This is a genomic window from Hirschia baltica ATCC 49814, assembly GCF_000023785.1.
Classification (GTDB): Bacteria; Pseudomonadota; Alphaproteobacteria; order Caulobacterales; family Hyphomonadaceae; genus Hirschia; species Hirschia baltica.
Map to the genome: position 1 here is coordinate 1,481,225 of NC_012982.1, position 14,291 is coordinate 1,495,515.

General features: G+C 44.3%; 12 protein-coding genes and 1 tRNA gene. 7 read left to right on the top strand and 6 right to left on the bottom strand.

Annotation, left to right across the window (positions count from 1 at the left end; translation table 11 throughout):
• Positions 1–32: 32 nt before the first annotated feature.
• A complete protein-coding gene (uvrA, locus tag HBAL_RS07085; protein WP_015827258.1) occupies positions 33–3,086 on the bottom strand; it encodes an excinuclease ABC subunit UvrA in 3,054 nt (1,017 codons plus the stop codon).
• A gap of 347 nt (positions 3,087–3,433) precedes the next feature.
• Here uvrA and ssb point away from each other — a divergent pair, with 347 nt between their 5' ends.
• The 5 genes from ssb (at position 3,434) to HBAL_RS07110 (ending at position 9,109) form a co-directional block, all read left to right on the top strand.
• Positions 3,434–3,910: a single-stranded DNA-binding protein gene (gene ssb, locus HBAL_RS07090; protein WP_015827259.1), complete on the top strand. Its 477-nt coding sequence runs from the start codon at positions 3,434–3,436 to the stop codon at positions 3,908–3,910.
• Between the two features lie 343 nt (positions 3,911–4,253).
• Positions 4,254–7,199 carry a DNA gyrase subunit A gene (gene gyrA, locus HBAL_RS07095; protein ID WP_015827260.1) on the top strand — a complete coding sequence of 982 codons (2,946 nt, stop codon included), beginning with the start codon at positions 4,254–4,256 and terminating at the stop codon, positions 7,197–7,199.
• 62 nt (positions 7,200–7,261) lie between these two features.
• Positions 7,262–7,756, top strand: a complete 495-nt coding sequence (gene coaD, locus HBAL_RS07100; protein ID WP_015827261.1) for a pantetheine-phosphate adenylyltransferase — start codon at positions 7,262–7,264, stop codon at positions 7,754–7,756.
• Between the two features lie 13 nt (positions 7,757–7,769).
• Positions 7,770–8,651: a peptidylprolyl isomerase gene (locus tag HBAL_RS07105; RefSeq protein WP_015827262.1), complete on the top strand. Its 882-nt coding sequence runs from the start codon at positions 7,770–7,772 to the stop codon at positions 8,649–8,651.
• A gap of 5 nt (positions 8,652–8,656) precedes the next feature.
• Positions 8,657–9,109 (top strand): peptidylprolyl isomerase, encoded by a 453-nt coding sequence (locus tag HBAL_RS07110; RefSeq protein WP_015827263.1) that lies wholly within the window; start codon positions 8,657–8,659, stop codon positions 9,107–9,109.
• A gap of 79 nt (positions 9,110–9,188) precedes the next feature.
• On the opposite strand, the gene HBAL_RS07115 is transcribed toward HBAL_RS07110, so the two are convergent.
• A complete protein-coding gene (locus HBAL_RS07115) occupies positions 9,189–9,803 on the bottom strand; it encodes a hypothetical protein (protein WP_015827264.1) in 615 nt (204 codons plus the stop codon).
• Between the two features lie 148 nt (positions 9,804–9,951).
• On the opposite strand from HBAL_RS07115, the gene HBAL_RS07120 reads away from it, so the two are divergent.
• Positions 9,952–10,027, top strand: a tRNA-Lys gene (locus HBAL_RS07120).
• A 195-nt stretch (positions 10,028–10,222) separates the two neighbouring features.
• On the opposite strand, the gene HBAL_RS07125 is transcribed toward HBAL_RS07120, so the two are convergent.
• Positions 10,223–11,008 (bottom strand): enoyl-CoA hydratase/isomerase family protein, encoded by a 786-nt coding sequence (locus HBAL_RS07125; protein ID WP_015827265.1) that lies wholly within the window; start codon positions 11,006–11,008, stop codon positions 10,223–10,225.
• A gap of 467 nt (positions 11,009–11,475) precedes the next feature.
• On the opposite strand from HBAL_RS07125, the gene HBAL_RS07130 reads away from it, so the two are divergent.
• Positions 11,476–11,685: a cold-shock protein gene (locus HBAL_RS07130; RefSeq protein ID WP_015827266.1), complete on the top strand. Its 210-nt coding sequence runs from the start codon at positions 11,476–11,478 to the stop codon at positions 11,683–11,685.
• Positions 11,686–11,741: 56 nt separating this feature from the next.
• Here the strand turns inward: HBAL_RS07130 and HBAL_RS07135 are convergent, their stop codons facing one another.
• Genes HBAL_RS07135 through HBAL_RS07145 form a run of 3 tightly spaced genes read right to left on the bottom strand, consistent with a single transcriptional unit; the run spans position 11,742 to position 14,079 of the window.
• Positions 11,742–12,470 carry a sensor histidine kinase gene (locus HBAL_RS07135; RefSeq protein WP_015827267.1) on the bottom strand — a complete coding sequence of 243 codons (729 nt, stop codon included), beginning with the start codon at positions 12,468–12,470 and terminating at the stop codon, positions 11,742–11,744.
• A 24-nt stretch (positions 12,471–12,494) separates the two neighbouring features.
• Entirely contained in the window at positions 12,495–13,094 is a 600-nt protein-coding gene (locus tag HBAL_RS07140) for a nucleotidyltransferase family protein (protein WP_015827268.1), read from the bottom strand.
• A gap of 1 nt (position 13,095) precedes the next feature.
• Complete coding sequence (locus HBAL_RS07145) at positions 13,096–14,079, bottom strand: XdhC family protein (protein ID WP_015827269.1); 984 nt, start codon at positions 14,077–14,079, stop codon at positions 13,096–13,098.
• Positions 14,080–14,291: the final 212 nt, after the last annotated feature.

Sequence of the window (14,291 nt, forward strand, 5' to 3'; positions counted from 1 at the left end):
TGAAGACATAAGATTGCTTTAAAGCTCCAACCTTATTTGGTTGGAGCTTTTTTCTTGCGCGTTGTTTTAGCTTTGGATGTTTTTGCAGCCAATTGCGCTTTGGTTTTTGCAGGTGCGCGTGGTTTGCGTTTAAGCTTTTCGTCTGCTTCATAGTCTGCGACTTCAGAAGCAGTGATTTCTGCACGCGCTGCTGCTTTGAGAATTTCTTTCTGGCGCGCACTGCGTTCTGCTTGGCGTTCCAGTGTTTCTTTAAGGAAACGGCCAGTGTGGCTCGCATCAATTTTGATAATATCTTCGGGTGTACCAACAGCCACGATTTCACCGCCGCCATCGCCACCATCTGGGCCAAGGTCAATGACCCAATCGGCTGTTTTGATGACATCAAGATTATGCTCAATCACAACAACTGTATTGCCATTGTCTACCAGCTCTTGAAGAACTTCCAAAAGTTTACGGACATCATCAAAGTGTAGACCGGTTGTTGGTTCATCAAGGATATACATGGTGCGGCCAGTGGCGCGGCGCGATAATTCCTTCGCGAGTTTCACGCGTTGTGCTTCACCACCAGACAATGTGTTAGCTTGCTGACCAACTTTCACATAACCGAGGCCAACGCGGTAGAGTGTTTCCATTTTGTTGCGAATGCCCGGTACAGCCGCAAAAAAGCCTTTGGCTTCTTCCACCGTCATATCCAGTACATCGGCGATAGATTTGCCCTTGTAGAGAATTTCGAGTGTTTCGCGATTATAGCGCTTTCCGTTACATTCCTCACAGGTGACGTAGACATCGGGCAGGAAGTGCATTTCGATTTTGATGACACCATCACCCTGACATGCTTCACAGCGCCCGCCCTTCACATTGAAAGAGAAACGGCCTGCTTTATATCCGCGTGCTTTGGCTTCAGGTAGACCTGTGAACCAATCGCGGATTGGACCAAAGGCACCGGTGTATGTGGCTGGGTTTGAGCGGGGCGTACGTCCGATTGGTGATTGATCAATATCGATAATTTTATCGAGATGTTCCAATCCCTCTAAGCTTTCAAAAGGCGCGGGTGCAGCCGAGGTGTTTTGAAGTTTGCGTGCGAGCGCTTTGTACAGTGTTTCAATAATGAGTGTTGACTTACCGCCACCTGATACACCGGAAACACATGTAAAAGTTGCCAACGGAATTTCAACATCAACATTTTTCAAATTATTGCCGGTTGCGCCTTTTAGAGAAACCTTCTTTGTACGGGTTCCCCAGCGACGACGTTTGGGGATTGCGATTTCTTCAACCCCGTTTAGATATTTTCCGGTAAGGCTGTTTGGGTTTGCTTGAACTTCGGCCGGCGTTCCAGCAGCAACCACTTCCCCGCCATGCACACCGGCGCGCGGCCCCATATCAATCACAAAATCTGCTGTCAAAATTGCATCTTCATCATGTTCAACGACGAGAACAGAATTTCCAAGGTCACGCAAATGACGCAGGGTTTCAAGAAGGCGTTCATTATCTCGCTGGTGAAGACCAATAGAGGGTTCATCTAGAACATAGAGGACACCAGTTAGGCCTGACCCGATTTGGCTGGCCAATCGGATGCGTTGGCTTTCACCACCTGATAACGTGCCTGATGATCGCGATAATCCCAAATAGTCTAAGCCAACATCATTGAGGAATTTAAGGCGATCCCTGATCTCTTTGAGAATACGTGTCGCAATCTCGATTTGTTGAGATGAAAGCTTGCTTTCAACGTTATCAAACCAAGTTTTGGCATTTTTGATGGAAAGCTGTGTGATGTGCCCAATATGTTCATCGCCAATTTTTACACACAGTGCTTCTGGTTTAAGACGGAAGCCATCACAGGCGCGACAGGGTGCTGAGCCTTGATATTTTGCAATATCTTCACGCACCCAAGTTGAATCGGTTTCACGCCATCTGCGTTCTAGGTTTGGGATAACGCCTTCAAATGTTTTTGTGACTTCATAACGGCGTGCACCATCATCATAAACAAAATCAACTTCATCTGTGCCTGTTCCAAACAGGATAATGTCTTGGATCTTTTTTGAAAGTTTGTTCCACGGTGTTTCCAATTTGAAATCATACTTACGAGATATGGCGCGTAAAGTTTGAATTTGGTAGGGCGATGAAGACTTGGCCCAAGGTGCAATTGCGCCGCCTTCAAGCGTTTTACTGTGATCGGGCACGATCAAGGCCGGAGACATTTTTAGCTGTTCACCCAATCCATCACATGACGGACATGCACCAAATGGGTTGTTGAAAGAAAATAGCCGAGGTTCAATTTCAGGTAGGGTGAAACCAGATTCGGGGCATGAAAATTTGGATGAATAAATGATCCGTTTTGGCGTGGTTTCGCCTTCTTCTAAGGTTGCAAGTTCAGCGACAGCTAAACCCTCTGCGAGTTCAAGCGCTGTTTCAAAACTTTCGGCAAGACGTTGTTTCATATTGTCTCGAACGACTATGCGATCAACGACCACATCGATGTCGTGTTTGAATTTTTTATCGAGTGTTGGTGGATCTTCTAGTTCATAGAATTCACCATCAACTTTTACACGCGCAAATCCACGTTTTAAAAGGTCGGCAAATTCTTTGCGGTATTCGCCTTTGCGGCCGCGCACGATTGGGGCCAGAAGATAAAGGCGTGTGCCTTCTTCCATCTGCATTGTGCGATCAACCATTTGTGTGACGGTTTGGCTTTGGATGGGTAAACCTGTTGCTGGCGAATAAGGAATACCAACACGCGCCCAGAGTAGGCGCATATAGTCATAAATCTCAGTAACTGTGGCAACTGTAGAGCGGGGATTGCGGGATGTCGTCTTCTGTTCGATGGAAATGGCTGGCGACAAGCCTTCAATCGATTCAACATCTGGCTTTTGCATTAATTCCAGAAATTGGCGGGCATAGGCCGATAGGCTTTCTACATAGCGGCGCTGGCCTTCTGCGTAGATTGTGTCGAAAGCTAATGAGGATTTTCCAGATCCAGATAATCCTGTCATGACCACAAGTTCATTGCGGGGAATGTCTATGTCTACATTTTTCAGATTATGTTCTTTTGCACCGCGAACGCGGATAGATTTTAGTTCTGTAGACATGATTTCGCTCTGAAGTTTTGGATCTTTAGATTGGTCTATCTAATGCAAACGACTCTGTAATTGCCGCAGCTTATGTACAAGACATAGAATAGGAGAACGAAAAGGGAAACTCGTGTGAGTTAATTTTTCTTATCGTTTGCTGGAATGGAAGGTGTTTGATGACACGTTTTTGTCAGTAGTGATTTGCTCTCTTTACAATTGAATTCTCGGGTTATAGAACATAAAGAGAACATTAATCAAAATTATTGTTAACAAATGGTTTCAAGTGAATAACAGTGCTAGAATAGTATGTGGGAGGCGTATATTGTCTGCCGATTAAATGAATAGCCGAGTGGAAAGACGATTACATGGCCGGATCAGTAAATAAAGTTATCCTAGTGGGCAATCTGGGGCGAGACCCAGAAATACGCCAATTCCCAAATGGTGGCTCTGTGGCCAGTTTTACTGTGGCGACGTCTGAAAGCTGGAAAGACCGCAATTCCGGTGAACGAAAAGAAAAAACAGAGTGGCACCGCGTGGCTGTTTTCTCTGAAGGTTTGGTGAAAATCGTCGAGCGCTATGTTAAAAAGGGCTCTAAGGTTTATATTGAAGGCCAGCTTGAAACCCGCAAATGGACTGATAACCAAGGTCAAGAAAAATACACAACTGAAGTTGTTTTGCGTAATTTTGGTTCAACGCTGACAATGCTGGATGGTCGCGATGGGCCAAGCGGTGGTCGCGGCGTGAGTGAAGACGGTGGAAGTTATGGTGATAGTTCACCGCGTCAAGTTGATGGCCCACGCGAAGATTTCTCAGCTGACCTGAACGACGAAATTCCATTCTAGTATCTAGGCTGTAAGTCCTTTATATTTAAAATGCATGACGCCGATCTTTTGTTTTAGATGAAAGGTCGGCGTTTTTTTATGCTCTTTATGTAGAAAAATCCAAATAAAGGGAGCCTGATACCTGTTTTGTATTTTCCTTGGTAACCAGCGAATTGTGATGAAAATGTCTCTAAGGCGCCTCAGAATACGAAAAAATACATTTTAGCTACCGAAAAGTGCGTGTTTCACCTCAGAACAGCACAACAGTGTTTGGTAATATGACAGAAAGCGTCGTAAACTAATCTACGAATCTATAGAATCGGAGCGCACTTTATGCGCTCGTCTTAGTAGGTAGGAATTGCGCGTGTCTGACGAAACTGAAAATCCAGAAAACGAAAACCCTGAAAATGGCTTAGACGCTGCCAATGGGGAAGCTGGTGGTCCGGACGATCCTCAGCTACCTGTTCGTTTCGACGCGGGCGAAGATGGTGTATCACCTATAAATATTTCAGATGAGATGAAAAAATCTTATCTGGACTATGCGATGAGCGTGATCGTTAGTCGTGCACTACCAGATGTGCGTGATGGTTTGAAACCTGTGCATCGCCGTATTCTGTTCTCGATGAGTGAGCAGGGTTATACATTCGACAAAGCGTATAAAAAGTCTGCTCGTGTGGTTGGTGATGTAATTGGTAAATATCACCCACACGGTGACCAATCTGTTTATGACGCGCTAGTGCGGATGGCGCAAAATTTCTCAATGGGGCTTCCTTTGTTGGATGGCCAGGGAAATTTTGGATCAATGGATGGCGACCCTGCGGCTGCCATGCGTTACACAGAGGTCAAACTTAAAAAGGTAGCAAACCACCTTCTCGCTGATATTGACAAAGACACGGTCAATTTTCAGGAAAACTATGACGGCTCTGAGAAAGAGCCAATCGTCCTACCCGCGCGGTTTCCAAACCTACTTGTCAATGGTGGTGGTGGTATTGCTGTGGGGATGGCGACCAACATTCCGCCTCACAATCTTGGAGAGGTCATCGACGCAACAATTGCGATGATTGAAGATCCAAATATTGATGATGAAGCGCTTCTGGAAATCGTGCCTGGACCTGACTTTCCAACAGGTGCATTGATCATTGGTCGGGCAGGTTCTCGGTCCGGACTAATGACTGGTCGTGGATCAGTTATTATGCGATCAAAAAGTTCAATTGAAGAATTAAAAAATGGTCGTGAAGCTCTTGTTTTTACTGAAATTCCTTATCAGGTAAACAAGGCGTCTATGATTGAGAAGATCGCGGAATTAGTGCGTGATAAACGCATTGAAGGCATTGCGGACATGCGCGATGAAAGTGACCGTGATGGTGTTCGTGTGGTTGTTGAAGTCAAGCGCGATGCGTCGCCCGAAGTGGTCCTCAATCAGCTCTTCAGATACACACAATTGCAGACATCTTTTGGAATGAACATGCTTGCGCTCAATAGCGGGCGTCCAGAGTTGTTGTCTCTTAAAGCTATTCTGCAGGCCTTTATCATCTTCCGTGAGGAAGTGGTTGCTCGCCGGACAAAATTCGAACTCAATAAAGCACGTGCTAGAGCGCATTTGTTGGTTGGTTTGGCATTGGCCGTGGCCAACATTGATGAGGTCATCAAAATTATTCGCCATTCTCCAGATCCATCAACAGCACGTGAGAAATTGATGGATAGAGCCTGGCCAGCTCAGGATATGCTGTCGCTTATCAATTTGATTGCAGATCGTCGAACTGTTGCAAATGAAGTAGGTGAAATTAGACTTTCTGAAGAGCAGGCTCGCGCTATTCTTGACTTGCGTCTACAGCGCCTAACAGGGCTTGGACGTGATGAAATTGGCGATGAAGCACGTGGTCTAGCCGATAGGATTGCAGACTATCTAGACATATTGTCTTCACGTCCTCGCGTGATGGAAATAATCACCGAAGAATTGCGGGTTGTACGCGAAGAATTTGCTATCCCACGGCGGTCTCAGTTCATTGAAGCTGAATTGGACATGGACGACGAAGCCTTCATTGAGAAAGAAGACATGGTCGTTATGTTTACTCATGGCGGATATGCTAAACGGACAGCTCTTTCTATCTACCGGACGCAGCATCGTGGTGGTCGTGGACGTTCTGGTATGGGGACAAAAGAAGAAGATGCCGTTACGCGCTTTTTCGTCGCCAACACACATACGGAAGTTCTTTTCTTCTCCTCTACTGGTATGGTTTACAAAACCAAGGTCTGGCGTATGCCTCTTGGTACACCGCAATCACGCGGTAAAGCTCTGGTAAATCTGCTTCCTCTGGATAAAGGTGAAACGATTACATCCGTGATGCCGCTTCCTGAAGATGAGGAAGAACGCGCAAACATGAACATATTGTTTGCGACGCGTTCGGGTGGTGTGCGCCGAAACAAACTCTCAGATTTCACGCAAGTAAACCGTAATGGTAAAATCGCGATGAAGTTAGATGAAGCGCAAGTTGCTGGTAGTGATGACGGTATTGTTGGCGTCCAGATTTGTTCTCCAGATGATGATGTCATGCTAACGACGGCTTTGGGCCAATGTATCCGTTTCAAAGTCGAAGACGTACGTGTGTTTACTGGACGGACATCTACTGGAGTGCGTGGAATTCGCTTGGCGAATGGAGATGAAGTCATCTCAATGCTTGTTTTGCGTCACATGGATATCACATCGCCTGAGGCTCGCGCATACCTTAAACATGCATCAGCGATGCGTCGTGCATTGGGTGAAGAAGAGGGTGATACCGAAATAGATGTTGTTTCGGAACCTGATGCAGATGATGAGGGTGATGAAGCAGCGCTTTCTCCTGAACGCATTGCTGAATTGGGTGCCGCAGAAGAATTCCTACTGACGATAACTGAAGATGGTATGGGAAAACGTGCCTCAGCTTATGATTATCGTGTGACTGGACGCGGTGGAAAAGGGTTGATTGCGCACAAACTCAATGCTGGGCGCCGTCTTGCTGCCGCATTCCCGATTGAAGATGGGGATGAGATCATGTTGGTGACTGATGCAGGGCAACTTATTCGGACACCAGCCAAGCAGATACGGATTGCGGGACGTGCAACTCAAGGTGTGAAAGTATTGCGCACGAGTGGTGAAGAACGTGTTGTGTCTGTGGAGCGTCTCGCTGAGCAAGAAAGCGATGTAGACGAAAATGAAACCGAGGAGAATGTTGACGGCAGCGCTGAAATTGTTGATGTAGCCATTGATGGTGCACCAGAAGGTGAGCCAAATTCAGAAACCAATGACTCATCTAACGACCAGCAAGAGTAACGATCGGTCATAATTTTGCGGGTGCCGCAAAGTGGTTTCCAATCGGGAGAGGCGACGCTCAAATGAAAATAGGTTTATATCCCGGGACATTTGACCCGATAACTTATGGCCATATGGATATCATCAGTAGAGCTGTAAAGCTTGTTGATAAATTGGTGATTGGCGTCGCAGTGAACGAGTCAAAAGGGCCATTATTCAGCGTTGAAGAACGTGTAGAAATGGTTTTGCAGGAAACAGCCGAGTTTGCAAAAGATGCGGTTATTGAGGCGAAGCCTTTTAACAACCTTCTTATTCATTTTGCGGACCAATGTAATGCTCATGCTATTGTGCGCGGTTTGCGTGCTGTATCTGATTTTGAATATGAATTTCAGATGGTTGCAATGAATCAGAAAATGGATAGCAGCATTGAAACTGTTTTTCTAATGGCTGACCCAGAGCATCAAGCTGTTTCTTCCAGACTGGTAAAAGAGATTGCTAGACTGGATGGGGACATAGACCTTTTCGTTCCAGATGGTGTAAGCCAACGTCTATACGCTAAGTATGGTAAAACGAAGTAGAGCAGGAATTGCTGTGATTAAAAAAATTGCCTTATCATTGGCCACTATTGGTGTGTGCGCATTCGCCCCTATGGCAATGGCACAAGTTGAATACACAAAAGAGTCTGTTCAAGCAGATCCTGAAAACTGGCGGTCAGTTGATCCAGATAATCTTGTGATTTTCGAAACCACAAAAGGTGTCGTGTATATTGAGCTTGCGCCGGAAATTGCACCAAACCACGTAGCGCAAATTCGTAAAGTTGTGCGAACAGGCTTGTATAGTGGAACTAAGTTTCACCGCGTTATTTCCGGATTTATGGCGCAAGGTGGTGATATTGCTGCTACTTTAGGGCGCGAACCTGATTTAGAGGCTGTAGATGGTGAATTTGTATTTCGCCGTGATCCAAAATCAATTGTGCTTACCGTGATCAATGAAGAAGATCAGACTAAGAGTCAGTATACTGGGTTTTATAATGGGTTTCCGATTGAAACGAGACAAGATGAACTTGCTAATTACTCTGAAGACAAGCGGGTAGAGAGCTGGATGCCGCATTGTGCAGGTGTTGTTTCAATGGCGCGTACAAATGATCCAAATAGTGGGAAAGATCAATTTTTTCTTATGCGCGATGAGTCGCGATTTCTCGACCGTAAATATTCATCATGGGGACGTATGTTAGAAGGGTTGGATGTTGCTAAATCTCTAACGATTGGTGAGCCACCAGAGCGCCCAGACATTTTGGTTTCTGCTGTGATGGTTTCGGATCTTGCCCCCAAAGATCGCCCTGAAGCGTGGGTTATGCGCAATGATGGTCCAATGTTCAGCCTGTTTCTAGATAGAATGGGGCGCGATAAAGATGTGTGTAGTCTGCCGCAGACACCATCTGTCGTTTTTGTTTCTGAAGATAAAGAAGGATAAATATTATGAGCGATTCTCAAAACACGCTCGTTTTTACACTTGCTGAAGGTGATGTGAAAATCAATCTTCGCTCTGATTTAGCGCCAAACCATGTTGCGCGGATCAAAGAGCTTGTAAGTGAAGGTTTTTATGATGGTCTAACATTTCACCGTGTTATTGACGGGTTTGTTGCGCAGGGTGGTTGTCCTCAAGGCAATGGCATGGGCGGAAGCGGTAAGAAGATTAAGGCTGAGTTCAATTCTGGTAAGCATGTTCGCGGTGCATGTTCTATGGCTAGAGCGCAAGATCCCAACTCAGCTGATAGTCAGTTTTACATCTGTTTAGACGATGTATCTTACCTTGATGGTCAATACACTGTTTGGGGTGAAGTGACTGAAGGCATGGAAAACGTAGATGCGCTTCCTAAAGGTGAGCCGCCGCGCGAGCCGGGTAAAATCATCAAAGCTGTACTTGCATAGAAAATAAATTGCATTTTTGAATTTTGAGGCCACTTTGCAAATTATGCGAAGTGGCCTTTTTATATTCGAAGGCAGGTGATCAATCTGGCTCTGCTTTTCTGTATTCTATAGGTGATTTGTCTATTTGTTTTTCGTATAAATAGGGGGCCGCTGGTGGGAGACAATGCCGCTCGTGACCAATGCCTTTCAAATAAGCGCGTCTTTTTAATCCCATTTCATAAGCCCTTCTGACTTTCTTATCGTATTTTTTTGCTCCAGTTGCGCGACGAACAAGGCTTCGAAATGGTATCGCGTCAGTCGTAAAACCTCTTACTGTGTCTAGGGCGAAATCAGCGACTTCTTCTCCAGCTTCTTCGCTAAGAGTTTCTTCCTCTACCTCTAATGTGCTGTCAGTATCTGGGCCGAGAATGTTATCTAGTTGGATGACTTCATACATAATTGTATCGCACCCTATCCCAACCGCTTCATAGGGTGTGGATAAGTCTTGTAGAATTTGAGGAATCGTTTCGCGACGTAGGTTTAAATCTGTTAAGGGTTGAAAAGTGGCATCGCCAATTCCGTCTCCCGTTTGTGTCACTGCGACGTTTACAGCGCTTTTTTCTTCTTCAGTCTGATCGGTAGATTTGGAGGAAGAAGCGCAAGAGGAAATATATAACAGTGGAATTAGTGATATGAATAGAAACGTTTTTTTCATAATATGCTACTCAATTTCTCTGGTGGTCTATAGAGATATTATCGTTGCAAATTACACCAAAAAAGTGGCGTAAAAAAAATATTTAAAAAGCGCAATTATATTGTTGACGTCATCAGCTTAGATACATATGTTGCGGCCTCTCACTTGAGAGCCCGTAGCTCAGTCGGTAGAGCGGTTGACTTTTAATCAATAGGTCACAGGTTCGATCCCTGTCGGGCTCACCAATCTCTTCAGGGGGTTAGTTTAATACTTTCCCCCTGAAAGAGACACAATCATCTAAGAGATATCCAAACATTATTGTATCACTCAGTTACAAAGCAGACAAGAATTTCTATATCTGCGGTCATTGATGTGTGTTCTGAAAGTGTATTGAGTTTTTAGCTTGAATTGGTGATTTGAATATTGATTGTTCAATGAAGCTATTTGAATGTAAACTTGGCAGGACGTTTTTCTAAAAATGCTTTGTGACCGTCTTGATAGTCTTCATTTGCAAATCCTTCCAAGAAAAGCGCTTCAGCCTCTTCTGAATTAGAATCCCATCCTTCGTTCATTATCCCATTGATCATTTTCTTAGTTGCTCTCAGCGACCACTGAGAAACATTGGAGATCTCATGGCTCAGAGCTCTGGCGGATTGTAATGCAGTCTGGTCGGTCGCAAGTCTGTCGATTAGCTTTTTGTCGAGAGCCTCCTGTGCAGGAATTAGCCTTGCCGTGAATAGAAGGTCTTTTGCTGTTGCAGCGCCTACAGCACGCAGGAGACGCTTTGTGTCTCCAACCGGATACACAATTCCCAGCTTGCTAGGCGTTATGCCAAATTTGGAATCTTCACTTGCAATGCGTATATCTGTTGCCATTGCAAGGCTTACACCCCCTCCTACACAAATGCCATCTATCGCCGAAATAGTAGGCTTGCTGCAATTTTCTATGGCGTGGAGTGCTTTTGCAATTGTTTCGCCCGATGCCTTGGTTGTTTCTGGAGTATTGTAGATCTTAGCAAATTCAGAAATATCCGCTCCAGCTGCAAAATTGCCAGCATCGCCGCCGTGAAGAATAACAACTTTAATTTCTTTATTGTTTTCGGCCTGATCAATTAAGGGTGGTATGGCGGCCCACATATCAATAGATAAAGCATTTCGTTTTTGGGGTCTGTTGAGCACTATTTCGGCTATGGGGCCGTTGAAGTCCTGGTATACTGATTGGGTCAATTTAATCTCACATCAATAGGGGATTAGGGAAAAGGTATCGATTTCTGACCATTGTCTCAAGTGAGTGACTTTTGAAGATACCTAAAACGGGAATAATTTGAGCCCGTCACAATGACTAAATTCTATATTGAGGTATGGTTTCGCGAGTGCGAATCTCATTTTGGGTAGATGTTTACTGTAGTTTCGGCGTGGGAATGCTTAGCAAGCAAGTGCGTTTAGGTGTGAAATAGTGGAAAAAAGGGGTGTGTTTGTATGATTATTCAATGAAAACACGAATTCATCTCATTCTTTTGTCGTTTTAGGCTTGCTATTTTTTATAGAAGATACATATCTAGGGCTCGAATTTTGGCCGGAAATTCAGGCATAAACGGCGTTTGTGTGTCGTAAGTTTAGAAACCTCCAAAGAAACTCGAACTACCGAGGCGTGACATGTTGTCGTACCTCACTACAAAATACAGGAGCGTTTCATGGAAACTGGAACAGTAAAATTTTACAACGACACTAAAGGCTTCGGCTTTATTGCACCTGACAATGGCGGCAACGACGTGTTTGTTCACGCTACTGCACTTGAACGTGCTGGCATGAACGGCCTTTCAGAAGGTCAAAAAGTATCTTTTGATACTGCACAAGACAAACGCAGCGGAAAAATGGCTGTGGACAACATCCAACCTGCATAAGGTTTTGTTGTTTTAAATTAAAAGAAACCGTCTCTCAAATTTGGGAGGCGGTTTTTTTATGCCGTTTTATGATCTATGGGGAAAGTTATCAAAATTCTGCAACCATCAACGTATTCAGAATCCAAATTGATAGTTCCACCGTGCAATTCTATTATACGTCTGCATTTTGCAAGTCCGACACCGTGGCCTGTATATTGCGGGGCGGTATGAAATCTTCGCATGAGATCAAACGCTTGGTTTTGAAATTTTAGAGGAATTCCAGAGCCATTGTCTTTTATGCTAATGGTCAGAAATTCTTCTGAGTGATCGCTAGAAATATGTATCTCTGGCAACCGATTTGGATGCTTATATATGATCGCATTTTCTAATATGTGCACAAAAACCTGAGTCATAAGTGCTGTATCGATGCGTAGCTCACCTGATACATCGATGTGAATAGTGCTCGACGTTTGAGCTATTGTGGGGGCTAATTTATCTATGGCTGCATGTAAGCACGATTTTAGGTTCGTACGTGTTTCGTGTTTTACCAACTTGTGCAAGTTGGCGTAGGCAACGAGTTCTGAGATTATTTGAGATAATTTGTCAGCGCTTTGATCAATAATTGATAGGTAAGATTGAGCAACTTCTATATTGCCAGCATCTAGTTCTTTTCTGATGAGGTCGGTAAAGCAAGTTATGTGATGAAAACTGCCTTTAACGTCATGAGATAAGATGCTCGCAATTTGCTCGAGTTCATTAAACGCGTTTGGCTTGTTATTTAAGTTTTGATTGGGCGCTTGTGTCATTGTTTTTTTGAATGCGCTCAGTGACTAATTTAGGTATTGGTTCATTTTGTTGAGATCATGTTCTGTATCTATGTCCAACGCAAGATCAGAATGTAATGGAATGCGTTTGGTTTGTGTATTTGCTGGCAATATTGATTTAGCCCCAGTGTCGCCGGTGAGCAGTTGTAGAGTTGGCAATAGATGTGCTCTAAATAATGCTGGGGGGCCAATATAATCGTCTGTTTGGGTGTAAATGATTTCGGCTTGTTCATCTCGCGCATCTTTAAGTTTCTTGAAATGATGAGCGGGAATGAGAGGCATATCTGCTAGGCATATAAGTACATCTGTTGGTTTCTTTGAAGTAACAATGTGTATTGCCGCCAATGCTATAGAATGCCCTTGGCCCAATTCAGGATTTGGATTTTCGACTATATTCCATCCTTTTTGCTTGAGCAGATTGCTACGCTGATATTGTTGAGAGCCCACGACGGCTAATTTCTTTACTGCAGACAGCTCGGAAAAGCTTTCTATTGTGTGTTCAAGTATGGTTTTGGCATTGATTTCCGCAAGCAATTTGTCGCCCTTTAAAAATCGGGTTGATAACCCGCTGGCGAGTAAAACAATTGTTAGCTCAGGAGGTGTCATTTTATTGATGGCACTTTTGGAATTCAGAAATTATCTCAGCTAGTGAAGATATTGCTAGCATTGACGCGTCTCTCAAAGAAGGAACTAAGCCAATTGGCGCATGAATGCGATCTATGTCAGCTTTGGGTGTGTCGCATTCAAGGAGTTTTTCAACACGTTTAGCGTGTGTTTTTTTACTTCCAACAGCTCCGATATAGAAGGCGTTACCCGATAGGGCATTTTGTAATATTGGGGTTTCCCATTGAGAGTCGTGAAACATCAATACAAAAGCCGTCCATTGGTCATCTGTATTTTTGGGTAAGCTATGAGGCGTTTTCAAATGAGTACAATTTTCCTCACCTTTGGAACAAATAGCTGACAATGTCTCTTCATCAGGGGACCAGAGTGTAACTGGAATGCCGGCAGAGCGTGATATTTGATACAAAGCTAGAGGGTCAGCGCCGCGACCTGCTATGCGTAATTTGAGTTTGGGTTGATAGCGCACGGAAAAAGATTCGTTATTCCAGCTTGGATTGGGAGGTTGAATCAAATTCGTATCGTTGTTTATGAGCACCTGACCAAGTGTTCCCAGTTTTATGTCTACTGGTTTTCTGTTTTCAAGTGTTTGAACGATTGCGTTTAAAACGGCTGGTGCGAGGTTTGGACAAATCGAGACTTCTATAGCGCCACCGCAAGGAAGCTTTAAATCATAAAAAGGGGATCCCTCTCCATAACGTAGCTTTTTGAAGCTAGAGTCTTTGATCGCGTTCTGAGCCTGTAATTTGACATCAGCATCAATGCAGCCGCCCGATAAATAGCCTGCATGATTGCCATTTTCGCATACAACCATCACTGCTCCGCGTGCGCGCACGGCTCCGCCTAGAATATCCGTTACGAAAACAAGGGCGCATTTATACCCATCAGACAACATAGATAACGCAGCTGTGATCACGTCAGAAGGATGTTCTGTTGACGAAACAAATCCGATGTGTGACATCTGTAACATATTCTGTTTACTCTAATATAGGCCGGTTTATCGGTGATTTATAGGTAGCAGGATCAAGTGATAGTGGCTCTTTAATAAGCAATACTGCACACAAAGTGTGTAGTTCATCTCGATCTTGGTCGCAATTGGTGATGACATAACACATGCGTGAGATTTTGGTGTTAGTTCAAAGCTGTAGTTTTGGTTGTAGAGCGATTTTGGTGAAATAAAAC

Bases quoted from the DNA above. Each gene is read 5' to 3' on its own strand.
- ssb (WP_015827259.1), top strand. From the start codon at position 3,434: ATGGCCGGATCAGTAAATAAAGTTATCCTAGTGGGCAATCTGGGGCGA.
- uvrA (WP_015827258.1), bottom strand. From the start codon at position 3,086: ATGTCTACAGAACTAAAATCTATCCGCGTTCGCGGTGCAAAAGAACAT.
- HBAL_RS07145 (WP_015827269.1), bottom strand. From the start codon at position 14,079: ATGTTACAGATGTCACACATCGGATTTGTTTCGTCAACAGAACATCCT.
- HBAL_RS07115 (WP_015827264.1), bottom strand. From the start codon at position 9,803: ATGAAAAAAACGTTTCTATTCATATCACTAATTCCACTGTTATATATT.
- HBAL_RS07110 (WP_015827263.1), top strand. From the start codon at position 8,657: ATGAGCGATTCTCAAAACACGCTCGTTTTTACACTTGCTGAAGGTGAT.
- HBAL_RS07140 (WP_015827268.1), bottom strand. From the start codon at position 13,094: ATGACACCTCCTGAGCTAACAATTGTTTTACTCGCCAGCGGGTTATCA.
- HBAL_RS07135 (WP_015827267.1), bottom strand. From the start codon at position 12,470: ATGACACAAGCGCCCAATCAAAACTTAAATAACAAGCCAAACGCGTTT.
- HBAL_RS07130 (WP_015827266.1), top strand. From the start codon at position 11,476: ATGGAAACTGGAACAGTAAAATTTTACAACGACACTAAAGGCTTCGGC.
- coaD (WP_015827261.1), top strand. From the start codon at position 7,262: ATGAAAATAGGTTTATATCCCGGGACATTTGACCCGATAACTTATGGC.